This is a genomic window from Streptomyces sp. NPDC044003 (assembly GCF_056435185.1).
Map to the genome: position 1 here is coordinate 177,099 of NZ_JBWKFA010000005.1, position 26,186 is coordinate 203,284.

The 26,186-nt window shown below is 69.7% G+C and carries 27 protein-coding genes; 5 read left to right on the top strand and 22 right to left on the bottom strand.

The features are described from left to right. Positions 1 to 194 precede the first annotated feature (194 nt). The 6 genes from AC07AW_RS21225 to AC07AW_RS21250 form a co-directional block, all read right to left on the bottom strand. On the bottom strand, positions 195 to 1,430 hold the full coding sequence (locus AC07AW_RS21225) for an MAB_1171c family putative transporter (protein ID WP_478817040.1): 1,236 nt from the start codon (positions 1,428 to 1,430) through the stop codon (positions 195 to 197). Positions 1,431 to 1,579: 149 nt separating this feature from the next. Beyond that, positions 1,580 to 2,101 (bottom strand): hypothetical protein, encoded by a 522-nt coding sequence (locus AC07AW_RS21230; protein WP_478817041.1) that lies wholly within the window; start codon positions 2,099 to 2,101, stop codon positions 1,580 to 1,582. A gap of 305 nt (positions 2,102 to 2,406) precedes the next feature. Then, on the bottom strand, positions 2,407 to 2,646 hold the full coding sequence (locus AC07AW_RS21235; protein ID WP_478817042.1) for a hypothetical protein: 240 nt from the start codon (positions 2,644 to 2,646) through the stop codon (positions 2,407 to 2,409). A gap of 38 nt (positions 2,647 to 2,684) precedes the next feature. Beyond that, positions 2,685 to 3,917, bottom strand: coding sequence for a damage-control phosphatase ARMT1 family protein (locus tag AC07AW_RS21240; protein ID WP_478817043.1), 1,233 nt, complete (start codon positions 3,915 to 3,917; stop codon positions 2,685 to 2,687). 60 nt (positions 3,918 to 3,977) lie between these two features. Further along, a complete protein-coding gene (locus tag AC07AW_RS21245; protein WP_478817044.1) occupies positions 3,978 to 4,424 on the bottom strand; it encodes a hypothetical protein in 447 nt (148 codons plus the stop codon). A gap of 32 nt (positions 4,425 to 4,456) precedes the next feature. Next, positions 4,457 to 5,143, bottom strand: a complete 687-nt coding sequence (locus tag AC07AW_RS21250; RefSeq protein ID WP_478817045.1) for a hypothetical protein — start codon at positions 5,141 to 5,143, stop codon at positions 4,457 to 4,459. A gap of 289 nt (positions 5,144 to 5,432) precedes the next feature. Between AC07AW_RS21250 and haaT the strand changes: the two genes are divergently transcribed. The 4 genes from haaT to haaN all read left to right on the top strand — a co-directional run bounded on the left by haaT (position 5,433) and on the right by haaN (position 10,259). Continuing rightward, on the top strand, positions 5,433 to 8,207 hold the full coding sequence (haaT, locus tag AC07AW_RS21255; RefSeq protein WP_478817046.1) for a cyclophane-containing RiPP biosynthesis TPR protein HaaT: 2,775 nt from the start codon (positions 5,433 to 5,435) through the stop codon (positions 8,205 to 8,207). A gap of 136 nt (positions 8,208 to 8,343) precedes the next feature. Further along, positions 8,344 to 8,523: a HaaA family cyclophane-containing RiPP peptide gene (gene haaA, locus AC07AW_RS21260; protein WP_026058169.1), complete on the top strand. Its 180-nt coding sequence runs from the start codon at positions 8,344 to 8,346 to the stop codon at positions 8,521 to 8,523. 13 nt (positions 8,524 to 8,536) lie between these two features. Continuing rightward, positions 8,537 to 9,697: an FxsB family cyclophane-forming radical SAM/SPASM peptide maturase gene (locus AC07AW_RS21265; protein WP_478817047.1), complete on the top strand. Its 1,161-nt coding sequence runs from the start codon at positions 8,537 to 8,539 to the stop codon at positions 9,695 to 9,697. Positions 9,698 to 9,782: 85 nt separating this feature from the next. Continuing rightward, positions 9,783 to 10,259, top strand: coding sequence for a cyclophane-containing RiPP N-acetyltransferase HaaN (haaN, locus tag AC07AW_RS21270; protein WP_478817048.1), 477 nt, complete (start codon positions 9,783 to 9,785; stop codon positions 10,257 to 10,259). A gap of 409 nt (positions 10,260 to 10,668) precedes the next feature. Here haaN and AC07AW_RS21275 read toward each other — a convergent pair whose 3' ends face one another. The 12 genes from AC07AW_RS21275 to AC07AW_RS21330 are packed head-to-tail and all read right to left on the bottom strand — an operon-like array spanning position 10,669 to position 20,689. Next, the gene (locus tag AC07AW_RS21275) at positions 10,669 to 11,481 is read right to left on the bottom strand and encodes a class I SAM-dependent methyltransferase (protein ID WP_478817049.1); all 813 of its coding nucleotides are present in this window, start codon (positions 11,479 to 11,481) and stop codon (positions 10,669 to 10,671) included. A 44-nt stretch (positions 11,482 to 11,525) separates the two neighbouring features. Continuing rightward, positions 11,526 to 12,374: a phytanoyl-CoA dioxygenase family protein gene (locus AC07AW_RS21280; protein ID WP_478817050.1), complete on the bottom strand. Its 849-nt coding sequence runs from the start codon at positions 12,372 to 12,374 to the stop codon at positions 11,526 to 11,528. Beyond that, the gene (locus tag AC07AW_RS21285) at positions 12,371 to 14,527 is read right to left on the bottom strand and encodes a phosphoketolase family protein (RefSeq protein WP_478817051.1); all 2,157 of its coding nucleotides are present in this window, start codon (positions 14,525 to 14,527) and stop codon (positions 12,371 to 12,373) included. Before AC07AW_RS21285 ends, AC07AW_RS21280 begins: the two co-directional genes overlap by 4 nt. Continuing rightward, the gene (locus AC07AW_RS21290) at positions 14,524 to 15,687 is read right to left on the bottom strand and encodes a nucleotidyl cyclase domain-containing protein (RefSeq protein ID WP_478817052.1); all 1,164 of its coding nucleotides are present in this window, start codon (positions 15,685 to 15,687) and stop codon (positions 14,524 to 14,526) included. Before AC07AW_RS21290 ends, AC07AW_RS21285 begins: the two co-directional genes overlap by 4 nt. Then, entirely contained in the window at positions 15,687 to 16,397 is a 711-nt protein-coding gene (locus AC07AW_RS21295) for an HAD family hydrolase (protein WP_478817053.1), read from the bottom strand. The genes AC07AW_RS21290 and AC07AW_RS21295 overlap by 1 nt, the downstream gene beginning before the upstream one ends. After that, positions 16,394 to 17,557, bottom strand: a complete 1,164-nt coding sequence (locus AC07AW_RS21300) for an enolase C-terminal domain-like protein (protein WP_478817054.1) — start codon at positions 17,555 to 17,557, stop codon at positions 16,394 to 16,396. The genes AC07AW_RS21295 and AC07AW_RS21300 overlap by 4 nt, the downstream gene beginning before the upstream one ends. Further along, positions 17,557 to 18,621, bottom strand: coding sequence for a radical SAM family protein (locus AC07AW_RS21305; RefSeq protein WP_478817055.1), 1,065 nt, complete (start codon positions 18,619 to 18,621; stop codon positions 17,557 to 17,559). The genes AC07AW_RS21300 and AC07AW_RS21305 overlap by 1 nt, the downstream gene beginning before the upstream one ends. 56 nt (positions 18,622 to 18,677) lie before the next feature. Continuing rightward, positions 18,678 to 19,595 carry a Fe(II)-2OG oxygenase family protein gene (locus AC07AW_RS21310; protein ID WP_478817056.1) on the bottom strand — a complete coding sequence of 306 codons (918 nt, stop codon included), beginning with the start codon at positions 19,593 to 19,595 and terminating at the stop codon, positions 18,678 to 18,680. Between the two features lie 37 nt (positions 19,596 to 19,632). Next, positions 19,633 to 19,812 carry a hypothetical protein gene (locus tag AC07AW_RS21315; protein ID WP_478817057.1) on the bottom strand — a complete coding sequence of 60 codons (180 nt, stop codon included), beginning with the start codon at positions 19,810 to 19,812 and terminating at the stop codon, positions 19,633 to 19,635. Beyond that, positions 19,809 to 20,039, bottom strand: a complete 231-nt coding sequence (locus AC07AW_RS21320; protein WP_478817058.1) for a hypothetical protein — start codon at positions 20,037 to 20,039, stop codon at positions 19,809 to 19,811. Before AC07AW_RS21320 ends, AC07AW_RS21315 begins: the two co-directional genes overlap by 4 nt. 15 nt (positions 20,040 to 20,054) lie before the next feature. Then, complete coding sequence (locus AC07AW_RS21325) at positions 20,055 to 20,276, bottom strand: hypothetical protein (protein WP_478817059.1); 222 nt, start codon at positions 20,274 to 20,276, stop codon at positions 20,055 to 20,057. Then, positions 20,273 to 20,689 (bottom strand): ATP-binding protein, encoded by a 417-nt coding sequence (locus AC07AW_RS21330; RefSeq protein WP_478817060.1) that lies wholly within the window; start codon positions 20,687 to 20,689, stop codon positions 20,273 to 20,275. Before AC07AW_RS21330 ends, AC07AW_RS21325 begins: the two co-directional genes overlap by 4 nt. Before the next feature lie 349 nt (positions 20,690 to 21,038). Between AC07AW_RS21330 and AC07AW_RS21335 the strand changes: the two genes are divergently transcribed. Then, positions 21,039 to 22,397: a hypothetical protein gene (locus tag AC07AW_RS21335; protein WP_478817061.1), complete on the top strand. Its 1,359-nt coding sequence runs from the start codon at positions 21,039 to 21,041 to the stop codon at positions 22,395 to 22,397. Positions 22,398 to 22,403: 6 nt separating this feature from the next. Here the strand turns inward: AC07AW_RS21335 and AC07AW_RS21340 are convergent, their stop codons facing one another. The 4 genes from AC07AW_RS21340 to AC07AW_RS21355 form a co-directional block, all read right to left on the bottom strand. Next, a complete protein-coding gene (locus AC07AW_RS21340) occupies positions 22,404 to 23,198 on the bottom strand; it encodes a fumarylacetoacetate hydrolase family protein (protein ID WP_478817062.1) in 795 nt (264 codons plus the stop codon). A gap of 76 nt (positions 23,199 to 23,274) precedes the next feature. Beyond that, the gene (locus AC07AW_RS21345; RefSeq protein WP_366038572.1) at positions 23,275 to 23,781 is read right to left on the bottom strand and encodes a hypothetical protein; all 507 of its coding nucleotides are present in this window, start codon (positions 23,779 to 23,781) and stop codon (positions 23,275 to 23,277) included. 2 nt (positions 23,782 to 23,783) lie between these two features. Next, complete coding sequence (locus AC07AW_RS21350) at positions 23,784 to 25,226, bottom strand: hypothetical protein (protein WP_478817063.1); 1,443 nt, start codon at positions 25,224 to 25,226, stop codon at positions 23,784 to 23,786. Positions 25,227 to 25,276: 50 nt separating this feature from the next. Continuing rightward, a complete protein-coding gene (locus tag AC07AW_RS21355; RefSeq protein WP_478817064.1) occupies positions 25,277 to 25,717 on the bottom strand; it encodes a hypothetical protein in 441 nt (146 codons plus the stop codon). Positions 25,718 to 26,186: the final 469 nt, after the last annotated feature.

The following is a 26,186-nucleotide window of genomic DNA, read 5'->3' on the forward strand; positions in this document are numbered from 1 at the left end:
CAGGCCGGGGTGCACTTACAAGGCGGAGCAAGACGTATCAGTCCGCATGACCCACGGTACCAGCCCAGTTCATGCGGCGGACGGTGCCAAATCTCACTCACCAGCCCGCCATTCAAGATCGCTATGCGGCCTGGTTTCGCTCGTCGGGAAATAGGGTCTGAACCGAGAACTCAGACTGTGAAGCTAATAACAGGCTAGCGACCCGGTTCGGATTCCACCTCGATGGAGCGCAGGAGAAGCTCCCGAGCTTGATCCGTGGTGATGAGCGAGTAAGCCATGCTGACTCGCGCAAGCCACGCCGCTTCACTATCGGTGTCAACGAACGGTTTCTCTCTCAGAGAGGCAGTGGCGTACGGGTTGGCTTGCGAGGCGTCAGCAGCCTGGAGTGCGGCCTTAATCCAGTACGCTTCTGCGGTCGGCTCAGGGTCTGGGTGCGATGCGGTGATGTCCTCGGCGGCGAACATCAAGTCTCGTGGAGCGTAATAGCGCAGCTTCTCGCAAGCATCAGCAATGTCCTGAGTCCATCGGTCCAGGCGGACGTCGATGGGGACGCGTATGTGCCTGAGTTCCGCGAGACGCCGCCCTGGTGGATACAGGCTCGTCCCGGGGAAAGCATCCACCAGGTCAAACCAGAGCGGGTAAGTCCTATACAGGGTGCGCCAAGTTCTCCACCGGGCCGCCGCCGCGCGGGTGGTGGGAATGCTCGCACCTACGGCAACGATAAGGAAGAGCAGGTTCATCCATATCGCCGTGACGTCTACAAGGAGCCGGACCGTGGAGGAGCTGAGAGGGAAAGCGACTGCAGCCCAGAGGATGGCGATACGCGCCAACGTGTGGGTCAGCCCCATCCACATGGAAATCCCCATCAGGCCCAGCCCGACACGCATACTCGTGTTCTCGACCCGGCGCGCCGCCCTCGTCCACTGGTAGCCACAAACTGCGGTCGTGATGAGCGGGAAGAAGTAGAACACGGTCATGTAGACCGCGACCCCCCATTGCCCAGCGTGGTCGATGAGGAAGTTCTGGCTCGGCTTGTCGCGGTCCACCACGGTGAAAAACAGGACCGTGAGCAGAATGACGCCTATCGCTCCCGTCCCGTAGGACGCGCGTGCGATCCGACGGGAGACCTCTACGTGCCGGGGTACGACCGTCTCCGAGCTCTTCCCGTAGCTGGTGGCGACATAGGTCAGGGCTGCGATGATCGCCGCGGTACTGGCAAAGTGCCTGAGCAATGCGCTCAGGTCCACTACTGGAATGCGATCCACCGCGTCCATTGCCGCTGGCGTGTAGAGCCAGAGCGCTACGGCGAATCCCGCATAGCCGCCCCAGAGTGCCCGGCGGTGAGCGTCGGCGTAGCGAACTGCAGGGAATCGCCATACGGCGATGATGGTCATCACAGCCGCAGTAAGGTATTTGATGTAGTCGAACACGGAACCAGTGGGTATCTGCGGCGGCTGCACGTTTCGCTGGCCCGGAAGGCCAGTCGGCCGCAGCCTCGATTGTCAATAGGTGGACTGCACGATGCGGCGGAAGCCGTAAGGCCAGGAGCTATGCCTCAGTAGTCGCCAGTCGATCGCGGCTAGAGTCGACGCCGCGGTGGAGCAGCGACTGGGTGAGCAAGTGAATGCTCCAGGAGGCTGACCATGTCATCTCCCGTGAAGGACTGACGGCGTGCCAGCCGCTTGATCAATGAAGCCGAAAGCTCGGCTTGCTTTTCCTCAGGGCTGCCAAAATCTACGCGCCCTTGAACCAGAGCCGACGGGAAACGTCGAAGGACTTCGTGACGAATGCGCTCAGGGACGTATCGCTCGATCTCTGCATCCGTCAGGGAGGTACCGTGGTTCAGCCACTCGTGCGCGAGCTCATGGAGAATGATGTGCTCGGTCTGATTGCGACTTGAACGGCGGCGATAGAGAATGATCGTGAACTCCGGCGCTTTGACCCGGAGACCGCATGCCGTGCCCAGACCCCCATCGGCATCATCCAGTGGCACTAGCCGAATCTGACGCCCCAACGCTTCCTCCATATTCCGCACCAGCGCCTCGACGCTGAAAGGAGCTGGGATAGGGAGATCGGCGAGCAGGCTCTCACATTCCTTCACGAGGGCGCGCCGTGAAGGATCCCTACGCCAACGCATCGTCGCTCCATTGAAATGCCACTGAGGTGTTCACTGCCAGCCCGCGAGGCGCTAGTAGCCAGGAGCTTGTGCTTGAGGTGCGCGGCGGTCGGCCGACACACACCGTCTACACCTAATCGTACAAGGAAGAAAGTGTGATTCATGCGGGACGGGCTGTTGTGAAGGTCACCCAAGCGCGACAGTCTCGCAATCTGGGCCCCAAGATCGAAATTGAGTGACGGCGCGTGATTGAATTTTGAATGCTTCTGAGGGGAGGCCGGTCCGCCGCCCTAGTTCTTGAGTCGCCTCCAGCAAATGGGGCTGGAGACGAAGGAGATGAAGACGTTGTGGAGTTCGGTGCGGCGTTCCCAGCGGGCAGCGAGGCGTTTGAACTGGTGGAGCAGGGTCGGCTCGACGCCGCAACAGAGCTCGTCCGGCCCCTCGATGTTCGGGGCGCCTCTGCGGGAGATGGCCGGAAGGATCCGGCGACTGCGCAGTTCGGGGCGGTTGGGGTCGGACTCGTATCCCATGTCGCCGAGCGATACGGAGTCGGCCCGCGCTCTCAGGTCTACGGGCGCACTTGGATCAGCGCGTGAGTACCGCTCGTACGCCAAACAGCCCCGGATCGTTCGAGGGTATCCAGCGTTCCCTGCTCCAGGCCGACGATGACATCGGACTTCAGGGTCCGGAGCGCCGCGACGGGCCCGGGGAAGCAGGCCGTGCGCTCAGCGAACGGCACGGTCGGATGCCACAGCCGGTCGCCCACCAGGCGGCGGTAGTTGAGGTCACCTTTCAGGATCGTGAGTTCGGCATCCGCGAACTCCTTCCGCAGGTCCTCGGGCGTCTCCTCGTACGGCAGCGGAGCGCAGAAGAACGGGTGGGTGCGGACCTCCAGGCTTCCCACCGCCATGGCCTTCCACAGCCGGCCGCCGATCCGGCCTGCTTCGCCGGGTGCCACGGTGAGGCGGCGGAGGCAGTCGACCACGTCCGCGGTCATCGCGTCGGAGACGAAGTACGGGTAGGGCTTGACGTGCAGCACGACCCGCTCGGCGTGCCCTTGTTCGAGGAGGTGGTCGATGAGGACGAGGTCCGGAATCAGCTCACGTCCCGCGTTGTCGGCCACCACGGCCACGGTGGCCGAGGTGCCGACGGGCAGGAGCCGCCACAGTGTGGCGCTGTCGTCGGCGACCAGTGCCGGGACTGCGTCGTCGTCCACTGCCGGCTCCCCTGCCAGTTCCCCTGCCGAGACCTGGAAGCCGAGGTCCGCGCGGTTGCCCCAGAGCGAGGCGTGCAGGAGGGCCGTGGCCCGCTCCTCCGCCGGGACGCTCGCAAGCGCGTCGAGGGCGCACAGCTCCACTTCCACCGCGTCGCCACGCAGTTCGGCCTGCTTGAACGGCGCGAAGGGATCGACTCCCCGCCACGGACCGGCACCGAAGTACCCGACCACGCCGAGGAGCCTGCGATAGAAGTAGCTCTCCGCCCACAGAAACGGGGCGTCGTACCACGAGCGCCCGAAGTGCTCCTGCCCCCAGGCCGCCCAACGCACGTGGTCGTGGTCCGCGGGGTCGAGCGGTTGGACGACACCGTTGGTGATCTCGTCCAGCAGGGCGTCGAGCGCCTCGTGCTGCCGGCGGCCGTACGGAAAGGCGTCCCGCACCTGCCGGATGAGGGCAGGGTGGCGCTCGGCCAGCACACTCCAGGCGAACGAGCCCGGCTCGTTGCCCAAGATGACCGGCGCACCAACTGGGCCGGCCTCGCGAACAGCCTCTTCGCCCGAGGCACGGGGGGTCTTCTCTGTCATGATGCCCAGGCCCTTCGCATGTCGTTCACATGGCCATGATCCCCAGGGGTGTGCTCGCTGTCAGTCCAGCCCGCCGGTGGCTTCGAGATGAGCGAGGAAGGTGGCCACGAGGCGGGGGCGGGGCACGTGGAGGACGAGCGCGTCGGGCAGGTCGGCCTCCAGACCCCACTCCGTGTTGAAGGTGATGCTGCTGCCATCCGGGACGACGCTGCCCCACAGCCACTTGACGAACTCCGCTGCGGCAAGGGCCGTGCAGTCCTCGACGGCGATGCCTTCCGGGGACGGCTTGGCCATGCCCTCCAGCTCCTCCTCGCCGACCGTGATACCGAAGTGCATGACGGACCCGCGAACGGGACCTTCCTCCCCCTCATCGATACGGACGAACGTATCCGTCTCCCGCTCACGCAGCTTGGCCTCGATCCCCTCGTAGGTCAGGCCCCAGGTGGAACCCTCGGCGGGGCCGAAGACGTACATGGTGCGGAGTTCGGCCAGTTCGGACGCTTCCACGCGCTCGCACCCGCGCCGTGTGCTGCCGTTTGTCAGGGTACGTATCGCGCATCAGCGCGCTGGCTGGCGAGGTGCTGTTCCCAGCCCTCTTCCAACAGCCAGGCGGCAGCGCTGATTCTCTCCAGTGCCTCGTCGGCCACCTCGTCGTCGAAGTCCCACGTCGCCGGGTGGCTTCGCCACTGGGGGTCGACGTCGTCGATGAGGCGGTGCGCGAACGAGTTACGGCGCTCCCTCAGCCACGACACATGGTCTTCGAGTTCCTGGCGATCGACGGTGTCCTGCCAGCGCTCGGCGAGCACTCGAGCCTTTCGAGTGAGACCCGCCCTGTGGAGATCCTCGTCGCCCGGTTGGTCGAGCAGCCGATTCATCAGGGACTCGAGTGCGGCGACGGCAGCTACGACGATGACGCCGGCGCTGATCTGACGTGTGTCTGTGTCGAGTACGTACGTTGACTCGTCGAGCATCATGTCGCTCTCCCCCTCCCACCCAGCGACCCTGTGACTCCCACTCTCCCGCGCCTCACGGAGCTCGGTCAGTTCCGCATCGATGCTCTTCGCGATCTTGCTGCGCAGCCAGGCGAGAGAGGAGAGGCGGTACTCGAGGTCGACGAACTCGATGCGGTTGTGTCGACTGACGAAGTACTCATGGCCGTATGCGAGGAGATACCAGCCATCCTTGGTGTCGTCGCCTTCGTGCCTCTCAAGCTCTGCCTCGGTCATCTGCGTGAACCTCTCGTACGGACCAGACATAACTGATCAGCCTCTCACGCTGGAGCCGATCAGCCTCAGGGATTTCAGGGCAGGCGATGTCGTGATCTCGCAGGGCTGGATCCGGACGCGTTATGGCGCTTCGGTGACCTTGACCGAGGTCGCCTCCGCTGGTCCCCTTGGGCAGTTAGGCGTCGAACTCGGGGGGCTTCGTGAACGGTCCTGATCTTGGAGCGCTGTGTCGTGTGAGTGGCGTGCCAGCAGAAGAGACTCGCTCCCCCAACGAGTTGGCGGATCGCGCATGAGGTTTCGGCGCGGGATCTCGATCGCTGTCGTGGCCGCCGGCGGGGTCGTGACGACCATGCTCGTGGGGCTGGTCACGAACGCAGTGTCCGAGTCGAAGTGGCCGGGGTGGCTGGGGTGGCTGCAGAGGCATGCCTGGTTCTCGTTCGTGCTGCTCGGGGCGCTACTCGTGGTGATGACGGTGTTGGCCGCCCTGTCGGAGACTCGGCCGCCCGCGCGTCTGACCGAGTCGGCGCCTCAGAACGAGGCCGAGCCGCCGGGGGCCGCGCTCGTGTTGCGTGCGCTGCCGCGCGATACCGCGGCGTTCACGGACCGGGGCGCCGAGCTGGCGGCGCTCGTGGGGTCGGTGAGAGCGGCGCAGGAGAGTGCTGAGGCGCTGCCGGTGCATGTGATCGACGGGATGCCGGGGGTGGGGAAGACGGCGTTCGCCGTGCGCGCCGGGCATGTGCTGGCGGAGCGGTTCCCGGATGGGCAGCTGTTCGTGAATCTCAACGGGCACACGACGGGGCGGAGCCCTGTGCAGGCCGGCGAGGCGCTGGCGTCGTTGCTGGCGGCGACCGGAGTGCCCGCGGGGCGGATCCCGGCCGGTGACGACGTGGGCGCGGTCACCGAGGCGAGGGCCGCCATGTGGCGGAGCGGTCTTGCGGGGAAGAAGGCGCTGCTCATCCTCGACAACGCGGCCAGCTACCGGCAGTTGGAGCCGCTGCTTCCTGGGGCCGGGGACTGCCTCGTGCTGGTGACCAGCCGGAAGCGGCTGGCGGCGCAGGAGGAGGTGGTGCTGCCCGTGGGGGCGCTGCCACAGGACCACGCCGTCGACCTGTTCGTACGGCTTAGCGGGCGGCCGGCGGCGTCGCTTGACCGGGACGTAGCCGTGGAGCTCGTCGGGCTGTGTGGGTGTCTGCCGCTGGGGGTGTCCCTGCTTGCCGCGCGGCTGCGGCACCACCCGTCGTGGGGCGCGGAGGACCTCCGGGAGCGGCTGATGGCCGCGCGGGATCGGCTGGGGGAGCTGCGGGCCGGGGAGCGGGCGGTGGCCGCGACGTTCGAGCTGTCGTACCAGGACCTGGAGGAGGATCGGCGGCGCTTCTTCCGGGGGCTGGGTTTCTATCCCGGAACCGACCTCGACGCCTACATCGGTGCCGCGCTCGGTGGGGTCACCGTGGCGGAGGCCCGGCGGCAGCTCGACGCGCTGTATGACGCCCACATGATCGACGAGCATCCAGGGAGCCGGTACCGGCTTCATGATCTGTTACGTGACTACGCCCGCGGTCTCGTCGACGAGGGAGGCAGCAGTATGGAGGAGCAGACCCAGGCCGTTCAGCGAGTGTGCCTCTACTACCTGGCCGCTCTCGCTGCCGCGAACCGGCACATCGTCCGTAGAGGCGCGGTCGCGCCCGTCCCGCCCGACGAGGCCGCCGCGGTGGAGACCCCGCGCATCGAGTCCCGTGCGGCCGCCCTCGGCTGGCTGGAGAACGAGCGGGCCAACGTCCTCGCCTGCATCCGACGCGCGAGCGGTCTCGCCCTGCACGAGCTCGTCGTCCGCCTGGCCGCCGCCATGGCTCCGTTCCTGCGGCAGGCCGGCCCGTGGGACCAGGCCGTCGGGCTCCACCGGACAGCCGCCGAGGCCGCCCGGCATACCGGCGACCGCAAGGCCATCGCCGGGGCGCTCGCCGAGCTCGGAGTCGTACGGCGCTTCATGGCCGCGTACCCCGAGGCGATCGAGGCCCTGAACGAGGCGGTGGAACAGTACGACGCCGTGGGCGATCGGCGCGGCAAGGCCGAGGCGCTGAACCAGGCGGGCATCGTCTGGCTTCTGACCGCCGACAACGACGACTCCGCCCGCGCGCAGACCGAGGCCCTTGCGCTCTACCGCGAGGTGGGCGACCGGCTCGGGCAGGCCAACGCGCTTGCGGACCTCGGCATGGTGCGTCGGCAGACAGGCCGGTTCGACGCCGCCGTGGAGGCCCAGAGCGAGGCACTGTCGATCTACCGGGAGCTCGATGACCGGTACGGGGAGGCGAACTCCCTGAGGGACCTCGGTGTCGTGCACCGCCTCATGGGCGAGTACGAGCAGGCGGCGTGCCGGCACCGTGAGGCGTACGACATCTACGTGGAGCTCGACGACCGGACCCACCAGGCGTACGCGCTCAATGAACTGGGCGTCGTGAGGCGGCTCACGGGCGACATCGTCGGGGCTCGGGAGGCGCACGGCCAGGCGCTGGAGTACTTCACCGAACTCGGTGAGCGGTTCGGTCGCGCGAACAGCATCCGCGACCTCGGGGTGCTGGAGCGCGTGTCGGGCAACACCACGGAGGCGATCCGGATGCTGGAGGAAGCCCTGAGCGCGTACCGCGATCTCGGCAGCCGGGGTGGAGAGGCCGCCGCCCTGAGCGAGCTGGGCGCCGCCCGAGGGACGCTCGGCGAGTGGGATGAGGCCATCGAGGCGTTCCGGCGTGGCTTGGATCTCCACCAAGAGCTGGGAGACCGGTGCGGCGAGGCCGAGGTGCTGAACCACTGGGGGACCTTGGTGCGCGCCTCCGGCGAGGTGGAGGTCGCGCGGGAGTACTTCGAGCAGGCCCTCGCCCTGGCGCGGGAGATCCGCTCTCCGCTGGAGGAAGCGCGGGCGCTGGAAGGGATCGGCCGCTGCGACTGGTTCTCGGCCGGGCCTGCGCGGGCCGGGGACGCCCTGCGGAACGCGGCCGTCCTCTACCGGCGGCTCGGAGCCGGTGCGGCGGCCCAGGAACTCGAAGAGCTGCTCGCCCCACGAGCCGGATAGCCCGGTCGCCACCTGGCCGGAATCTGTATGCCGCCGACGACAACAGCACTGCTACGGTGCCGAGTCGGTCTGTCGCTTCAACCGCCGTCGCACGGTGCCGGTCCGCTATCGGCACCACCACCCCGAGGAGCGTTGAATGTCGTCACGTACACCTGTGCTCGCGCCGCCCACCTGCCCTGACTCCATCCACGGCAACGCCGTCCTGGAACGGATCGCCGCCCGCGTACAGCAGCGACTCGACGAGGAGAAGTCCGAGGCTGACGGCTTCGCCGAGGGGCCTCACGCGGCGTCTCTCATCTGGCCCTGGTGGTTCTGAGCATCGACGCTCGATGACCTCGCTCGAAGAGACCGCACCCTTTCGGACCTTCATCCTCAAGGTCGCGAACCGCTGCAACATCGACTGCGACTACTGCTACGTCTTCAACTCCAAGGACCAGTCGTGGCGGCACCTGCCCGTCCGGCTCGGCGTGGACGTGGCGAGGGAGGCAAGCCGGCGCATCGGCGAGCACGCCACGGCGCACGGCCTGCCGGCCGTCCACGTCGTCCTGCACGGCGGGGAGCCTCTGCTGGCCGGCCGCCGGCACATGGCCGAGCTCCTCGAGGCCGTACGCGAAGGCGTCCCGGAGGAAGTCGGGGTCCGCTTCGAGCTTCAGACCAACGGGACGCTCCTCACGAAGGCGTGGCTCGACCTCTTCGAGAAGTACGGGGTGGTCGTGGGGGTGAGCCTCGACGGTCCCCCGACTGCAAACGACCGGCACCGGCTGACCCACACCGGTCGGTCCAGCTCCGCGGCCGCCGTCCGCGGCATCGAACTGCTGCGGGACCGGCCGCACCTCTTCGCCGGCCTCCTCGCCGTCGTGGACCTGGCCAACGATCCGGTCGAAGTCCACGACTTCCTGGCGTCCTTCGAGCCGCCGGTCATCGACTTCGGGCTTCCGCACGCCACCCACGACGACCCGCCGCACCGCGACAACCCCGACGTGCCCGAGTACGGGCTCTGGATGAGCCGGGTGTACGACGCCTGGCTCTCCCGGCCCGAGTACCGGCACAGCATCCGGATGCTGGAGGACATCGTGGCGCTCAGCTCCGGCGTGCGCGGTGCCGTGGAGACACTCGGTCTGGCCCCGCCGACGAGCATCGTGATCGAGTCCGACGGGACGATGGAAGGCGTGGACACGCTGCGCTCCGTCGAAGAGGGCGCGTCCCGGCTCGGGCTCGACGTCTTCCAGCACTCCTTCGACGAGGCGTCGCGTCACCCGAAGCTCCTGCACCGGGCAGACGGCAGGGCCGCGCTCGCCGCGAAGTGCCAGAGCTGCCCGTTGGTGGAGGTCTGCGGCGGAGGCTACCTCCCGCACCGCTTCAGCGCGGCCCACGGCTATCGGAACCCCTCCGTCTACTGCGCGGATCTGGAGTACCTGATCCACCACATCCAGGACTCTCTGCGCGCGAGCGGGTGGGACGCACACGCGCCGGCCGGTCAGGCCCCATGAGACGGCGGACCGTAGCGCCGCCGAGGTACCGAGCGTTGGAGCCTGTGAGCAAAGTGAACGACGAACGAGTAACGAGGAGTTGTCCATGACCGTGACGATCCGACCTGCCGAGCAGCGGGACGTCCACGCGGTGGCCGAACTGATCGAGGAGATCGAGCGGTTCTACGGATCGATCGAGATCCAGCCCTTCGAGGAGCGGCGCGCGCAGGTGGAGGAAGCGCTGTTCGGCGCCCCGCCGCTGGCCTCCGCTCTCCTGGTCGAGGACGAGGTCGGGGGCATCGTGGGGCTCGCTGCCTACTCCTTCCTCTGGCCGGCGGCCGGTTCCACTCACTCCTTGTTCCTCAAGGAGCTGTACGTTCGCGACACTCTGCGCCGCCAGGGCATCGGTGCCCGGCTCATGGACGAACTCCGGGCCTTGGCCGCCAGGCGCCCGGGGTGCGGCCGCGTCGAGTGGATGACGGACCGCGACAACCCCGTCGCCCGCGCGTTCTACAAGTCGCTCGGGTTCGCCGAGTTCGATGGGAAGATCGTCTACCGGATCGAGACGACCGGCACGGCGTGAGGGGTCGCGGGGCTGTGAAGGAAGAACGCTGCGAGCGATGCGAGCTCATCGTCGGACAGGGCTGCTGTTGCCCGGCGAACGGCGCCACGCCAAGGGCGGAGCGGCCCGTGTCTCCGATCCGGCGGGAATGGCGGGGCTTCCCCGCGGACACCATCCTGATCTCGCCCACGCGGTACGCGCACCTGCCGGGGGCTTGTACTCACCTGGAGGATGAGTACATCAAGGCACCTCGGTGGGGCTGGATTCCGGACCCGCCGTCCGGGCTCTGGGACCGGCTGAGCGTCACTCATCCCGCGACCGCGACAGAGGGCAACACCGCCCGGCAGGCTGTACAACGCTGCACCCCCTGCCAGACGGCGGTGTCGTAGCGGATGCGCCGTGTGGACGGACATGCCTGCGGCAGCGTCGCTCAGGGCCTGGTGGCGATGACCGCCTCGGTCCGGATCACCTCGTCGAACCGACCTGACGGGGCGAAAGCGAGCAGCGCCTCGCGCAGGTCCCGTTCGAAGACTTCCTTCTTCTCACCGAGTTGGGCGGGGCTGGAGTAGGAGAGGCTGAAGACCCAGCCGATGACCTCGTCCACGGTGCGGGTCAGGGTGTGGTCCCAGCGCGTGGTGCCGACCTGGGAGAACGGGGAGCGGGCGAGGACGTCCTGGTGGCGTTCCTTGGGGTGGGAGTAGGTGCCGGAGCCGGCGCGGCGTTCGGGGCCGAGGTAGCGGGTGCGGACCTCGTCGACGACCTGCCGCCAGGGGGCGGGTTCGAGGTCTCCTGGGGCGCCGCCGGAGGCGAGGACGATTGCTCCGCCGGGCTCGATGATCCGGTCGAGGTCCTGGGCGACGCGGTCGCGGTCCATCCAGTGGTAGGCCGCGCCCATGACGGTGAGGAGCACGGGCCCGATGTCCATCGTCGGGAGGTTGGTGGAGTCGCCCTCGCGCCAGGTGACGTTGGTGATGTCCTGCTCGGCGGCTAGGCGGCGGCCCTCTTCGAGCATGCCCTTCTCGGGGTCGACGGCGATGACCTCGCGGACGAGCGGGGCGAGGTCGAGGGCGATGATGCCGGGGCCGGCGCCGAGGTCGAGGACGCGCTGGGTGCCGTCCAGGCGGAAGCGGTCGGTGAGCAGGGTGTAGAACTCGGGCGCGTAGCGGGGCCGGAAGGCGGCGTAGTACGGCGCGGTGGACGCGAACAGCTCTTCGGGCGTGTACGAGGGGGTGGAGGAGGTCACGGGTCCAGTCTCTCGCGGGGGTGCGGTCAGGGGCGGGCGATCGGTCAACGAGCCCGGGATCCGATCAGGTGCTCCCACCAGTCGGTTAGGGGGCGGGCGCCGGAGCCCTCGCGGGCGACGGAGCCGTCGGGGTGGCGGTCACGGGCGCCGAGGAGCTGACGTGCGACGTCATCCAGGTCCGGCCGGTCGAGGAGGCCGGGGGCGGGGTCGTCGACGGCGTTGAGCCACCGGTAGCCGTACTGCATCATCACGGCCAGCCGGTTATGTCCGGAGCGGTTGAGGCCGCCGGCGTGCCAGGTGCGATTCTCGAAGAGGACCACGTCGTGGGGGCCGATGTCCGGGGTGATCGCGCCGGGCGGATCGACGTCTCCCCGGGGGACGGTGACGGGCCCGGTGCGGGTGTGGCTGCCGGGAACGAACATCGTGAGCCCGGCGTCGGGTCCCGGGTCGGTGAGGAAGTACGCCACCTTGATCGCCAGGCGGGACGTGTGCTCGACGCCGAGGTCGGCCACGGTGGAGGACATGTCGCGGTGCCATCCGTGCCGGGACGGTACGCGGATGGTGCGCTGCTCGTCCGTCAGGGACGGCATGGAGATCAGGTTGCTCGACAGCAGGTGGATGTTCGGGCTGAGCAGGCCGACGAGCGTGGGCAGCACGGCCGCGTTGGCGACGAGCGGCAGGAAGGCGTCGTCCAGGGCGACGACGCCGCGGAAGCCGTCCTTGCCGTCGACCGAGCGGTCCCGGCCCACGGTGCGGTCGGAGGCCAGAAGCCGTACGGCGGCCTCGGCCGCGCGGTCGCGGACCTCGGGAGCGAGGGCGCCGCGCAGGATGAGGAGGCCGTCGCGGTCGAAGGCGGCCAGCTGCTGCGGGTCGGGTGCGAGCGGTGTGGTCATCGCAGCTCCTTGAGCATCGAGAGCGCCTGGTCGGTGAGCGCGGCGGCGGACATGCCGCAGAGCTCCAGCAGGTCGGCTGACGGAAGGGGGCGGCCGGGGTCGCGGTAGCCGACTACCCGGACCCGGGCGGCTTCGCCGCGGGCGGCGAGCAGAGCCCGTACGGCCGGTGCCTGCGTGACGGTGGCCAGCAGGACGGGAACGCCGGCTGGGAAGAGGCGGGCGAAGGTGTCGTCGGGCAGCGCGGCGGGCCAGGTGTCCGGTTGGCCGAGGACGGTGAGGTCGTTGATGTGCACGTACTGGATGCGCGTGTCCGGGCGGGCGGCAGCGATCTGGTCGGCTGCGGCGGAAAGCTCGCGTGCCGCGACGTCGCCGGCGGAAGCGAGGACGAGATCCAGGCCTTCCGGGCCTGGGTTGCTCAGGTGGGGCCAGATCGCGGCGCCGTTGGTCAGCTCCTCGCGGATGGTGTCCGGCGGGAAGGCAAGCGTGTGGTGCTTGTCGGCGATCAGGAAGTTCGCCCGGTCGCGTCCGGTGAGCATGACCGTGAGGATCGCGGCCGCGCGGGTGGCGTCGGCCGGGGTGAAGACGTGCACGGTGGGGTTCTCGGTCTCCAGCATCGCGGAGACGAGCCCGGGGTTCTGGTGGCTGTAGGTGTTGCGCCAGCCCAGCGAGGTGATCAGGTAGTTGATGTTCGCCAGCCCGCCGACTCCGGTCACGGTCCGCGTGCTGCGGTGCTTGAGGTGCTGGACGAGCAGGCTGGTGTTGACCGCGGCGAACGCCTCGTACGTGGCCAGCAGCGCGTCACGGCCGGTCTCGGTGTAGCCCTGCAGCCAGGCGTGGCAGATCTCCTCGTTGAGGATCTCGCTCGCCCACTCCGGCATCCCATCGCCGCTGACGGCCAGGCGCAGCCGGTTGGAGGCGGCCTCGTCCGGGCTGAACAGCCGGAACGAACCGGCGGCGGCGCGCTCGCGGATCACGGCGCTGACCAGCGGCCACGCCTGTTCTCCGCGGACGGTGAGCGGCTCTACCGGTGGGGCGGGGCGGGGCCGGGGCGCCGGATCAGGCAGCGCCTGCCGTACGAGGTCGGACGGCTGCCCGCGGTCGGTGAACAGCTCGGCCGGCTCGTACGAGGCCAGCCAGGCGGCGAGGGCGGCGAACTCCTCCCGGTTGCGGGCGGGGTCCTTCAGCGGGGTCTTGTGGACGGCCGGGGTCCCGGCGATCCGGCGGCCGGCGACCTGCTCGGGCCCGGTCGCGCCCTTGGGCATCGTCAGGACGAGCACCGGCTGCGGCCGGGCGACCCCGAGCGGCCGCAGCCTGGCGAACACCTCGGCCAGGATCTTCCGAAAGCCGGCCACGTCGGAGCCGTCGTGGAGGAACGGCTCGTACCCCAGGCCGGTGAAGTACGCGCGCAGCTCGGCTTCGTCGAGCCCGGACAGGATGGAGGGGCCGCCCATCCGCAGGCCGTTGGCCAGCACGACGGGCAGCACCGCGCCGTGCAGCCCGGACCCGAGTAGCGCGCGCCGGGCCGTCCACGCCGCTGCGGCGGCGCCAGTCTCCAGCTCCCCGTCGCCTAGCAGGGCGACCACCAGGCGGTGCGGAGCATCCAGGACCATGCCCTGGGCGACGGCGAGCGCCGGTCCGAGCTGGCCGCCGGTGTAGCGCACGCCGGGGATGAGCGGGGTGATCTCCCCGCCGTAGGCGCGGGTGTGGGGGAAGCCCGCGGCGAGCGCCCGCATGTCGGCGGCGGACCAACCAGGGCCGTTGCCGGTCAGGGTGAGGGTCTTGGTCAGGTACGCGTGGGCCAGCGCCGACGGCCCGGCGTGCCCGGCGCCGTGAACGACCAGGACCTCACTGCCCGGGGGTCGCCCTGCGGTGAGCGGCCCCAGGTGGGCGAGCATGAAGTTCACCGGCGGGCACACCCCCCAGTGTCCGCTCGGCACCTCCTTCACGTCCTCCACCCGCAGCGGCCGGGCGGGCAGCACGTTGTCGTTCAGGTACAGCTGCGCGGCGCACAGGTAGTTCAGCGCCCGCCACGTGGCCGTGACGGCCGCGTCCGGCACGCGGGTCGCGGCGTGCGACGCGGCCTGACTCCAGTCGGGGAAGTCGCCCGGGCCCGCGACGACGGCCAGCCCGGGGAGCAGGGCGGTCTCCGTCACCGTGCCGTCCCCTTCCGTGCGGCGACGGCGTCCACGGCGGCGGTGATGCGCCCGGCCCGGATCTCCTCGGTGCCGGCCTCGGTGATCAGGTGGAGGATCTGCGCCTGCTCGTGGGCGGGCACCGCTGTCCAGTCCAGCCCGGCCCGCTCCAGGGCGGCGGCCAGGTCCTCAGGCACGCTGCGCGGAGTGCGGTCCCGCAGGCCCCGCACCGTCAGCGGCACGCCGGTCACGCCGTCGGCGACGGCCGCGTACGGCACCGCGGCCTGCCCGCGCAGTGCGTAGGCCACGACGGTCCTGGAGCTGCCGGTGGAGAAGGTGACACGCAGCTGGGCGCCGCGCTGACCGACCGGTCCGCGGCAGGGCAGCAGCAGGAAGTCCCGGCCGCCGATCCGCTCCGGCCGGGCCACGACATGCACGACGTCGGACGCGGCGGGCAGCGGGAGCAGGACCACCGGATCCGGCCCCGCCTGGTCGGGCTCGGACAGCAGGGGCGGTCGGGTGACGGCGATGATGCCGCCCTGGCCGCCCCCGGCGCGTCGCGCCGCCTTGTGCGTGAACAGCGTCCGGTCCACGGCCGCCAGCAGGGTGTTGGTGAAAGCGTGCTTCCAGCTCCGCTCCCGCTGGACGGGCAGGTCGCCAGCGGTGACGAACATCAGGGCGAAGGAGACCGTCACCGGCAGTACGGCGCTGAGCCGGTCCCGCAGGACCCCGAGGGCCTGGTGGAACTGGGTGGCGTCGTCAACGACCGCGGCGAGGATCACCTCGTCGCCGCCGAAAGTCGCCGCGCAGCCGAGGTCGAAGGGCTGCTCGCGGAACCACGCGCGCGTCGTGGCCCCCACGGTCGCCATGACCTCGTTGCCGGCCAGATGCCCGTAGGAGGTCGGGTTGGTGGAGTTCGTCCGCTCCACGTGGTCCTTCAGCCCGTCGACGTCCCCGATCGCCAGCGCCACCAGCCGTCCCTCGTCCAGCGCGGCGGCCAGGCAGCGCGGGATGTGGCTGTGGAAGTCGGGGAAGGCGACCAGGCCGGTGACAGCGTCCTCGCGGCTGCCCTCGCACCAGCTGCGCAGCGGCAGCTGACTGGGGTCGAACAGCGGCACGGACGAGGTCAGCGGGTCGTGGACAGCGGGTGTGGCCGGGCGGTACGTACGGGACGGCTCCATCAGCCGGCCACCTCCGATGTGATCGTGCCGGCCGCCGCCCGTGCGGGCAGCAGTAGCGGGAGGGTGTTGAGGGAGTGCAGGCGCGGCGTGCTCGCGGCCAACATCAGCGGCCCGGTCGTGCGGTGCCGGTCCACCCAGGCCATGTGCCAGCCGGCCGCCGCGGCCCCGCGCACGTCGGCGTTCATCGAGTCGCCGACATGCAGCAGCTCTCCCGGCCGCAGCCCGCCGGTGCGCTCGACGGCGGCGAACGCCTCCCGCTCGGGCTTGATCGCACCGGTGCGCGCCGAGTAGAAGACGCCGTCCAGAAGCTCGCGGAACGCGGGAGGATCCTGCTCGGGCACTGAGGAACCGAGCGCGTTGGTCATCGCGTACAGGGCGTAGCCCCTCGCCCTCAGCTCGGCGAGCATGTCCGGCACGTCCGCGTACAACTGCGGGTTCTCGGCACGGCGCCGGGCCCGCTCCAGCACTTCGGCGAGCCGGTCAGCCAGTGCGGGCCGCCCGAAGTCGGCCGCGAGTTCGTGCGCCAGGTCCTGCGGGGTGACCAGGCGCCGCTTGGCTCCCTTGCCCATCAGCGCACGAGCCTCATCCAGCGAGATGCCAAGCACGTCGGCGACCTGGCCGGTCGTGGCCACCGCCTCGGGCCGTACCAGCGTGCCGCCCAGGTCGAAGCAAACCGCCCGGACCTCGGGCCACATCACCCGGCCGCTCACGACCCGACCTCCCATACCGGAAGGGGCGAGGTGGTAACCGGCGGCGGAGTGAGCCCGGCCCCGGGGGCGGACGGCAGCATCCCCGCCTCCACGACGGCGGCCTCGGCGAACACCTTCTGCCGCAGCGGCTCCAGCGTCAGATGCCACTCCACCGCCGGCACCTTGTCCCGGCAGCACGCCCCGGCCAGCGCGAGCGCCGCCCACAGCCGGTCACCGTGCGGGAACGTCGCCATCCCCAGATCGGCGGCGACCTCGGTGGTGTGCAGGGAGCGGGCCAGCCCGCCCGACCACCCCGGGTCGGTCTGCCACACGTCCACCGCCCCACCGGCCAGCAGCCGCGTCTGCTCGTGCTCGTCGACCGCGTGCTCACCGGCCGCCATCGGCACCCCGGCCCCGGCCGCCCGCACCCGGCTCCAGGCGAAGCCGCCCGGCTCCAGCAACTCCTCGGCGAACGCGACCTCCAGGTCGGCCAGCACGGGCATCAGGGCCAGCGCCTCGTCCAGCCGGCACCGACGCAGCCCGTCGACCATGAACCGGCCCTCGCCCGCCGCCTCCCGCAGCGACCCCAGCACCCGAGCAACGGCCCGTGGCCCCTGGCGCAGTAACTCCTTGGTGAGCGGCCACTTCTGCCCCCAGTACCCCTGCTCGGCGATCCACGCCGCCGCCTTCACCGCCTCCGGGTGAGCCGGGTCCAGACCGAGCGCGGACGCGTACGCAGGCACCCGCTCCCGCACCGTGCCGCCCAGCAGCTCCGGCACCGACCGGCCCGAGGCCCGCGACGCCAGATCCCAGCACGCCAGCTCGACCGCCGACACGGCCTGCCGGGCGTGCGCCCCCTGCTGGTGCCGACCGGTCTGCGGCCGGTAGCCGAGCCTGCGCGGCGCCGCCGCATCGTGGCCGACGAGCCCGTCGGCGAGGGCGTCCACGACGAGCCGCGCCACGCCCTCCCCGACCGGCGCGTGCCAGCCGGAGACCCCGTCACCGACCACCTCGATCGCGAACCGCGTCCGGTGCTCCGGCCACCCCGGACCCGCCGGGTCCACCGCCACCGCGGCCACAGCGTCCGGTAACCCTTCCGGCAGACCGGCCGGCTGTCCGGCCACCGGCCACACCCGCACCGCCCGCACCACCGTCACGGCCCCGCCGTCCCGGACGGCCATCAGATCCGGGCCCCGGTCAGCTGCTCACCGGCGAACGTGTAGGCCCATGGCGAGCGGTAGTTCTGCCACCACTGCGGCCGCAGCCCCGTCTCCGCGAACAGCTCCTCGACCGCGCGGCGCATCGTCAGGTTCCACTCGATCGTGTCCGACCCCGGCGTGCGGTAGACGTCCATGTACGGGTTGTGCGCCTGGAACGTCTGGAACCGCGGGAACGTCGTCGTCACCGGCACCAGCCGCCTCAGGTTCTCCACGGCCTCCTCGATCGGGTCCAGGCCCACGATGTAGGTGAAGTCCGTGGTGATGCCCCGCTCCTTCGCCGCCCCGAGCGTGGCGACCATCTGGTCGATCGTCAGCGCGGCCTTGGACTGCTTGAGGATGTTCGCCCGGTTGGTGAAGCACTCCACCGTCAGCGTCAGGTGGAACGGGCCGAGCTCGGCGGCCCGGTCCAGCCCCGCCTCGCTGGTGAGGACCGACGACAGGAAGTGCAGGGTCCCCTCGCAGCCGATGCTGCGCATCGCGGCCCGCACGCCCTCCAGGTGCTCCAGGGCCAGGTGTTCGTAGAGGAAGCACCCGGTGCACACCGTGACGGTCTCGACCCCCGACAGGTCCGCCATGCCGGAGTTCGCCGCGAGGGCGGCGAAGTAGCCGGGCAGGTCGAGTTCGCGGATCGCCGGATCCGAGGCGCCCTCCAGGGTGTTCGGGCAGAACGTGCACCCGACGCACTGGGAGCGCTGGTTCGAGTTCAGGGTGAGCATCTTGGTGCCGTTGCGCCAGTAGCCCAGTACGGCGTCGTCGTCCTCGATGCCGGCGACCGTGCCGACCTGCTCGCCGTGCAGCCGCAGCTCGCGCTCGTCGATCTCGAACGGCGAGTCCTCGCGGCCCAGGGAGAGGATCAGGTACGACGGGTCGGCCGGCCGCGAGTCCAGCTCCAGCTGGAACCGCATCCGCGGCTTGTCCAGCGGCGAACGCGCACCGCAGCTGTTCAGCGCGATGAGCAGCACGTCCTCGGGGTTGATCTTCCACTCACGGGCCACCTCTTCCAGGTGGCTAACGGATTCGAGCATCGGCTTCCCTCTCTGATGTCTGGTGTCTTGTGCTGGGGGACCCGCCGTGACGGTCGTCATGCCACTACCTCCGGCGTTGACGTGTGCCGCACCTGACCGCGGAGGAATACCTGCAGGAGGAGGCGGCGCTCGTCCTCAGGTACGTCCTCCTGGCCGTTGCCGAGGGCCTCGCGGCCGTGGCAGCACAGGTGCTGGTTGGCAACGAGCAGGTCCCCTCGCCCGAGCAGGAACCGGCGCTGCCCGGTGATCAGTTCGCGCTCCAGGGCCCGTGCCGACTTGATGTACGGATCGGCGGGAGCGGCGTCCGCGAGCAGCTTGGCCGTGAACCGGACGAAGCCCTCCGACGGCGGCAGGCCGTCGAGGATCGGGAACGGCTGCCACTCCTCCCCGACGCCCATGAGCTCGAAGGACGACCCGTCGACGTACCGCGGGTGGGTCAGCAGCTCGGCGTCGGCGTAGCCGAGCCGGTCCACGGCGCGGCGGGCATGCGAGATCAGGCTGTGGCCCTGGCCTCTGGGATCGGGGCGCACGCACAGCTGGGCGATGTAGTCCGGCGGGAGCGTGGAGTTCGCGACGTCGATGTGCATCGGGGTGATGGCGAGGTTGGTGCTCAGCGGCTTCCACAGCGGCTTGCGGTCGAAGGCTCGCAACGGCGTCGCGATCAAGGAAAACAGCGCGGTCACTGCCCGCAGGCCGGCCTCCTCGGAGTCGGCCGCGTCGAGCAGCTCGGCCAGCTCGAGGACCGCGAAGCCCTCGCCGTCGGGGGCGCCGAGCAACTGGTGGCAGGTCGTGGTGAACTCGGCGAGGTAGGGCAGGCCGGCCAGTACCCCGTGGTACCGCGCGGCAGTCTCAGGCGAGAGCATGCCGTCGTTGCCGAGCCGCCACTCGGGGAGGCCGGCGGCCTGCCGGGCGAGGTCGGCGACAAGCTCCTTCGGCAGGGTCACCCGGTACTCGGGCACGGAACGGGAAGTCATGAAGCACTCCTCGTGGGAATCAGCGGATGGGATACGGCTACGGGTGGTCGGTGCGGGCGACGGCGACCCAGATGATCAGCAGGACCGGCACGACAAGGACCGCGAACTGGAACCAGCCGAAGCCGTAGCGGCGGAGCAGCCGGACAGGGTGGCGGAAGGCCCAGCGCGACCGGGCGAGCCGCTGCCGGGGGATCGTGGCTCTGGGTGCCGAGATCATCGGGGCCTGCGCTTCGATCCCGCCGCCTGCCGAGGGCCGGCCGCGGTGTCTTCAGGAGAGGAACCGTCCGAGCGGTGCCGTCGCAGATCAGCGAGCGAATCGGGCGTCGAGACGAACGCGCCGGTCTTCTCCAACCACCCCATGAACGAGTCGTGCTCCTCCGGGTGAAACCAGAGCGCCACCATCGACGGCGCGACGATCCCCTCGGCCCGTCCGTCCTCGACCATGGCGAGTACCTTCGGTCACTCGGGGCGGTCCGCCCGGCTGGAAAGCACGGCGGTCCGGTCGACATAGGTCGCCGCCACGTTCCAGCCGCGCGTCTCCACGTACCGGAGCACGTGCCGCAGCGCCGCTTGCCGGGGCTGTGCCTTCGGGGCGGCGACTCCGGGGGAGAGGCACGCGTACACGACGACCCGGGCGCCGGGCGGGACCCGCCACGGCCGGGCCTCGGTCGCCTCGCTCATGCCGCCCGGCCCCCGTTCATCGGGCAGGTCTCCCGCGTGACCGGGAAGACGCACCAGGCGACCGTCCCGTCGTCGGTGAATCCCCAGCTGCCGCCGAGCTCCGCGATGAGCGCGTCCACCAGCCACAGGCCGCGCCCCTGTTCCGCCTCGGCTCCGGCCCGCCGGGGTCTCGGCACGTCGGACGGCGAACCGTCGTGGACCTCCAGACGGATCTCGCCGTGCACGTACCGCATGCGCAGGCCCACGGCATCGTTCGTTCCGTGGACGACCGCGTTGCCGACGAGTTCCGAGATCACCACCTCGGCGGAGTCGAGCCGAGCCTCGGGCACCCGGCACGAGTTGCGCAGCCACGCCGTCCCGATCCGCCGCGCCTGCGAGACCCGCGAGACGTCGCGGACGAAGGAGACGTCCACGGGCGAAGGCGCTATGCGCGCACCGCCGGCCGTGGGGACGCCACGGCACCCCGTGAGGCTCGTGGTGATGATCGAGGTGGGAACCGAGGACGCCATCGCCCAGCCTTTCCGCATGTCGGACCCTGGTGGCGAGGCGTTGCCGTGAGGCCGCGCCGTCGCGGTCCCCGAACGATGACGGTCGGCCGACGGACTTTCCTACCGCCCCGATTTCGTCGTTCCGGACCCCGATGGGTCCTCCCGTGGTCTTCTGGGACTTGAGTGCGTCCTGCCCGGCCGCGAGGCGGGCAGGTGATCGACAATCGCCGCGTACGGGCGGAGGGCCCGGCGGTGTCCATGCGAAGGGGGCCCGGTGGGCGACAGACATCTGACGGTCTTCGGCACGCTGGTACGGGAACGCGGCTGGGGATACGCGCGGTTCAGCCGCGAGTTCCGGAAGGTCTGCGCCGACCTGCGCCTGGACGACGTGACTCCGCAGCGCAAGCAGTACGACCGATGGCGCCTCGGCCAGATCAAGGGGGTGCCGCGCGCCGAAGCGTGCGAGGCCCTGGAGAGCATGTTCCCGGGCTGGACGGCCGAGAAGCTGCTCGCCTTAGCGGACCCCTCGCCGCTGCCCGCGACCCCTGACGCCCCAGCGACACCTACTGAGCAAGAACCGGAGCACGCGTCCGAGACAGGGGCGCACGTGCTCCTGGAGGAGGACGAGATGAAGCGGCGAACCCTGATCCGTGGGCTTGTCGTCGAAACGACCCTCGGCATCACGGACGCGGCCCTGGAGGTCATGGCCGCCGCACGGCAGCGCATGGACCTGGCGCTGGAGTCGTCGGCCATCGGGCCGGCGACCCTGGAGCGCTGGGAGACCACCGCCTTCGAGTACGCGCACGCCTACCAGACCGTGCCACCGCACCGGCTGCTCGCCGACGTCCTCGCCGACTTCACCGAGGTACAGCGGCTCCTTGAGCAGCGCCAGCCCATCCGCTACCGCCGACGTCTCTGCCGGGTCGCCGCCCAACTCGCCGCCCTCGCCGGGATCTTCGCCTCCGCGCTCGGCGCCCACCGCGAGGCCCGCGGCTGGTTCCACACCGGACGCCTCGCCGCCTCGGAAGCCGGAGACAACCAGCTCGAAGGCGCGCTCACCGTACGCTCGGCCATCGTCTCCCTCTACTACGGGACCCCAGCCTCCGCCCACGAGCAGGCCGCCCGGGCGCGCCACATCCTGGGCGACATCGTCGGACCCGCCACCACCCGCGGCCTGCTCGTCGAGGCCCGGGCGCTCGCCCGCATGGGGCGTGGGGACGAGGCGTTGCCGCTGCTACGCCAGGCCGAGGACGCGTTCGGTCGGCTGACCGCCGAGGACCGCGATGATCCGTCCTTCGGCCATACCGAGCGCCAGTTCCTCTGGCACCTCGGCAACGCGTGGACGCATCTGGGACGCACCGAGGACGCCTGGCAGGTCCAGCGCCGTGCGCTCGACCTCTACCCGCCCACGGAGTACCTCGACCCGACTCTGATCCGCCTGGACCGCGCGACGTGCCTTGCCCGGAGTGGCGAGCCGGAGGAGGCGTACCGCACTGCCACACAGGCCCTGACGGCACTGCCGGACGAGCACCGCACCGGCATGGTCATGAAGTACGCGACCGACTTCAGCCGCACGGCCGGACACGGCCAGCTCCCCGCCGGGAGGGAGTTCGCCGAGCTGCTGCGTGCCTGAGCCGAGCTACCGGCCGACGACGGGATTGGCCAGGGCGCCGATCCCGGAGATGTGCACCGCGATCTCGTCGCCCGGGACGACCGGGCCCACTCCGGCCGGCGTGCCCGTCAGAAGCACGTCGCCCGGTTCCAGTGTGACCGCCGCCGTGATGTACCCCAGCAGGGAGGCGACCGGATGCAGCATGGTGTCCGTCCCGGCGGACTGCCTCTCCTCGCCGTTCACCTCGCAGCGCACGACGAGCTTCGTCGGGTCGACGTTGGTGGTGATCCACGGGCCGAGCGGGCAGAACGTGTCGAACGCCTTCGCCCACGACGGCTGCCCGTCCTCCCGCTGGATGTCCCGGGCGGTCACGTCGTTGGCGCACGTGTAGCCGAAGACGTAGTCCAACGCCCGCTCGGCGGGGACGTTGCGGGCGGTGCGTCCGATGACGACGGCGAGCTCGGCCTCGTAGTGCACCTCGTGCGACTGGGCCGGGTAGCGGATCGGCTCCCCGGGGCCGATCACGGCGGACGGCGGCTTGAAGAAGAGTCGAGGGGCAGTCGGCGTGTCCAGACTCAACTCGGCGATGTGGTCGGCGTAGTTACGGCCAACCGCCACGATCTTCCCGGGGCTGACCGGGGCGAGTAGCCGTACGTCGTGAAGCGGGAGGCGGCGGCCGGTGAGTTCCGCCGCTCCCCTCACCGGATCGGCGCTCAGCACCTCCAGGACGTCGTCCCCGCCCTCAGCGATGAGGCGCCCGTGAAGAACGTCGCCCTTCCACTCGAACCTGGCCAGCCGCTGCGATTCACCCGTCAGCCTCATGCCTGAACCGTACCTTCGCGCCCGGGTACGGCGGCCTTTCTCGGACAGGCCAGGGAGAGCCATCGGCCGGTCGCGGTCAGAAGGCGCGGAGGTACACACGGGCCTGCTCGGAGTCCAGGTTCTCGATGTAGATCTCCATCCACGCGACGTCGCGACGTCGGTAGTCCTTGACACACGGCGGGCAGACACCCGCCCAGAGGGCATCTTTGAGTGTTTTCGGCTCTGCGAGTCCAAGGTGCTCGAAGAGTTCGGACTCTTGTGTCGACTTGATGCCCCATGGCGCCAGCGGCTCTTCGGAGTGCAGGTCCTTGGCGACCTGGGCTGCGGTGGCCTTGCCGGTACGGAAGGAGAGGATGTACTCGTCTTCGCGGGGGTTGACCTGCACGGCACCCTTCACGTCCATGGCGCCCTTGGGGATCTGAATCTTCATGAACGCGGCCGCTTCGGCGGCGCCGGCACCCTTCTCCCAGTACGGATAGGTGCTCTCGCGCGTAGCGCTGCCGGGGGCTCCGGTCGAGCAGGACGTGAGAACCAGCACGGAGATCAGTGCGACGAAGAGGCTTCCGCGCGTCTTGTGTCGCATGTTCACCGGTTCTCCTCGTCGCCCCGCGAGACGTCCCCGCGGCCGCCCGATCGGCCAGGGTCGGCAGGGTTCACTGTAGAGCTCGAGTCGCCGTTCAAGTCGTGGGTGAACGTCGAGCTGCTACCGCGCATGTCGAACTCCTGGGCGATGCCGACAGTGTGCAGATGCCCCATATCATCATCCTTGATGACGATTCCTCCAGGGAATGGCGTTTTCTTACCTTCATCCCAGTTGTATCGGTCCCACACGTTGACCTGGTAATCCAGTGACACGTCAGGCTGGCCGCCTTCGCCGGGTCTGACTGTGACCATGCCTGAGATGGTCTGCTGGTGCGACCCCAGGGCGTGGTACCAGTCGGTGTCCTTGGTGAACGTACCGCCGTACTGATGGCTCTCCACTGGAATGACGACGGGTTTGTCGCCCCCGGCCTTCTCGAATTCAGCCAGGGCCTTCCTGCGCCACTCTTCCTGGTTTCGCGCGATATGGATCTCTTCGATGTCGGATCGGAACTTGGCGTCGTCGTGCAGCATGCGGTTCACGTCGACGTCGAGGGTTTCGCCGGTGCCACGCAGGTAGTGCAGCATGTTCCGGGATGCTCCGGTTTCGCCGGTGATGTCGCCGACCGTGGCGAGGCCGAGGGCCAAGGCGTGGAAATCCACGTCGCGTGGTGTGGGGTCTTCCACGTTGAAGGGGCCGGAGCCCGGGTCGGCGGAATGCCACTGGTACTGCGGGTCCATGATTCCGGCCGCTCGCAGTTCGTCGCCCCGTTCCTGGAGCAGGAGGCCGCGGGTGACCGGGTCGAGGCTGCGCCACCACCCGGGGACGTCCTTGCGGTCCTTGGGCATGTTCGCGGCCTTGCCGGCCTCCTCCAGGGACGGGTAGGCGCTGGCCTGGGGGCTCCGGTTGAAGCCGTTGAAGGTGCCGTCCATGGGGTCGGAGTCGAGGACGGCGGCATCGAGGGCGAGGCGGATGCCGTCGTCGGCGTCGGTGACCGCCTTGACCGCCTGGACGAGCTTTTCGGCCCACTCGTTCGCCTGGGTGCGGGCGGTCTGCTGGAAGTCGGGGTCGTGGACGTAGGCCGTGCGCTCGTCCTGGGTGAGCCGCTCTGTGTCGAAGGCGACCGTGCCCTGGTCGGAGACGCGCATGCCCGCCCGGACGGCGTCGTCACGGATCGCCTTGAGCCGGTTGCGCAGGTCGGTGAGCTGGGTGTGCGCGTCACGCAGGATGAGTGCGACGGCCTTCGCCTCCTTCTGCGCTCCTTGGAGTTCCTTGAGCGTGACGGTGAACCTGGCGTTGGCGGCGTTCGCGCTCAGACCGATCCATGACTCGCCGAGCGAGACGCCGTGGACGTCCTTCTCGTACCGGCCCTCGAGCGTCTTGAACTTGGCGGCCATCTCGTCCCACTTGCCCGCGGCGGCGGTCAGCGTGGACAGGTCGGTGCTCATGGTTTCGTGATAGGTCGGCATGACTCCCCCGAGACCGGTCTGCCGGTCCGTCAGATGCCCTGGATCCGCGACTGGCGGGCCAGTCGGGCGGCGATGTCGAGTTCGTTGTTCTGCATGCTGATGCCGGTCGCGCCGAGAGCCTGCTTCTCCGAGGACAGGCGGCCGAGCAGCATCTTGACCTGTTTCTCCCAGGTCTCGTGGGCTCTCTTCAGCGCGTCGGAGGTGTCCCAGCCGTGGCCGTCCTTCGCCCCGAACGCTTTGACCGCGGTATTCGTGGTCTCGGCCGCGTGCTTGCCGTCCCTCGTGAGCCCCGGCTCCAGGTCGTCGTCGATCGCTTTCGCCGCCGCCTTCTTGGCCGCCGGGCTGGAGGCCATGTCGGGCTTGCCGGCACCGCCGCCTCCCGCCGCCGGGGCGAGCTGGTTCACACGCGTCGACGCGGATTGGTGGGCTGCCGTGTCCGCCTTGATCTGCTCCCATTCGTCCCAGGCCATGCGTCTCCCCGTTGGTAGTCCCTCAAGTAACTTACGGAACGGGGACCGCGTACAGAAAGTTAGATCGGGTCAGAGGGCGTTGGAGTGGCTGAATCGCGCCGCGGCTGGTGCACGCTCCTGAAACTGTGCGGGTCGCGGGGCCGGGAGCGAGTGGCTCTTGTCCGTGGAGATCGGATCTGCCCCCTTGGACAGTCCCACTGCCGATCACCGCCCGGATGAACCGATCGGTGCGCCACAACCGCCACCTGCCGCCGAGACCGAGCGCACCGACGAGATAGGGCCAGATCACGTTCCAGAAGGCCACCAGGAGGACGGCGCTCACGCCCCCAAGGATGACGCTCCCCTTCTCACCCCTTCCACGAGTCCCTGGAGTTGACCCCTGAGTTGAAGGCGCTGCTCATTCGCCACCTCAGCGCCCCGCTCACCGCTCGCCTGCGTGCGAGGACGCGAGTCGTCAAATCTTCACGTG

Bases quoted from the DNA above. Each gene is read 5' to 3' on its own strand.
- AC07AW_RS21315 (WP_478817057.1), bottom strand. From the start codon at position 19,812: ATGATCTCGGCACCCAGAGCCACGATCCCCCGGCAGCGGCTCGCCCGG.
- AC07AW_RS21280 (WP_478817050.1), bottom strand. From the start codon at position 12,374: ATGACCACACCGCTCGCACCCGACCCGCAGCAGCTGGCCGCCTTCGAC.
- AC07AW_RS21325 (WP_478817059.1), bottom strand. From the start codon at position 20,276: ATGAGCGAGGCGACCGAGGCCCGGCCGTGGCGGGTCCCGCCCGGCGCC.
- AC07AW_RS21250 (WP_478817045.1), bottom strand. From the start codon at position 5,143: ATGACCGAGGCAGAGCTTGAGAGGCACGAAGGCGACGACACCAAGGAT.
- AC07AW_RS21240 (WP_478817043.1), bottom strand. From the start codon at position 3,917: ATGACAGAGAAGACCCCCCGTGCCTCGGGCGAAGAGGCTGTTCGCGAG.
- AC07AW_RS21320 (WP_478817058.1), bottom strand. From the start codon at position 20,039: ATGGTCGAGGACGGACGGGCCGAGGGGATCGTCGCGCCGTCGATGGTG.
- haaA (WP_026058169.1), top strand. From the start codon at position 8,344: ATGTCGTCACGTACACCTGTGCTCGCGCCGCCCACCTGCCCTGACTCC.
- AC07AW_RS21235 (WP_478817042.1), bottom strand. From the start codon at position 2,646: ATGGGATACGAGTCCGACCCCAACCGCCCCGAACTGCGCAGTCGCCGG.
- AC07AW_RS21340 (WP_478817062.1), bottom strand. From the start codon at position 23,198: ATGAGGCTGACGGGTGAATCGCAGCGGCTGGCCAGGTTCGAGTGGAAG.
- AC07AW_RS21355 (WP_478817064.1), bottom strand. From the start codon at position 25,717: ATGGCCTGGGACGAATGGGAGCAGATCAAGGCGGACACGGCAGCCCAC.
- AC07AW_RS21305 (WP_478817055.1), bottom strand. From the start codon at position 18,621: ATGCTCGAATCCGTTAGCCACCTGGAAGAGGTGGCCCGTGAGTGGAAG.
- AC07AW_RS21350 (WP_478817063.1), bottom strand. From the start codon at position 25,226: ATGAGCACCGACCTGTCCACGCTGACCGCCGCCGCGGGCAAGTGGGAC.
- AC07AW_RS21310 (WP_478817056.1), bottom strand. From the start codon at position 19,595: ATGACTTCCCGTTCCGTGCCCGAGTACCGGGTGACCCTGCCGAAGGAG.
- AC07AW_RS21290 (WP_478817052.1), bottom strand. From the start codon at position 15,687: ATGGAGCCGTCCCGTACGTACCGCCCGGCCACACCCGCTGTCCACGAC.
- AC07AW_RS21265 (WP_478817047.1), top strand. From the start codon at position 8,537: ATGACCTCGCTCGAAGAGACCGCACCCTTTCGGACCTTCATCCTCAAG.
- AC07AW_RS21345 (WP_366038572.1), bottom strand. From the start codon at position 23,781: ATGCGACACAAGACGCGCGGAAGCCTCTTCGTCGCACTGATCTCCGTG.
- haaT (WP_478817046.1), top strand. From the start codon at position 5,433: ATGAGGTTTCGGCGCGGGATCTCGATCGCTGTCGTGGCCGCCGGCGGG.
- AC07AW_RS21300 (WP_478817054.1), bottom strand. From the start codon at position 17,557: ATGGCCGTCCGGGACGGCGGGGCCGTGACGGTGGTGCGGGCGGTGCGG.
- haaN (WP_478817048.1), top strand. From the start codon at position 9,783: ATGACCGTGACGATCCGACCTGCCGAGCAGCGGGACGTCCACGCGGTG.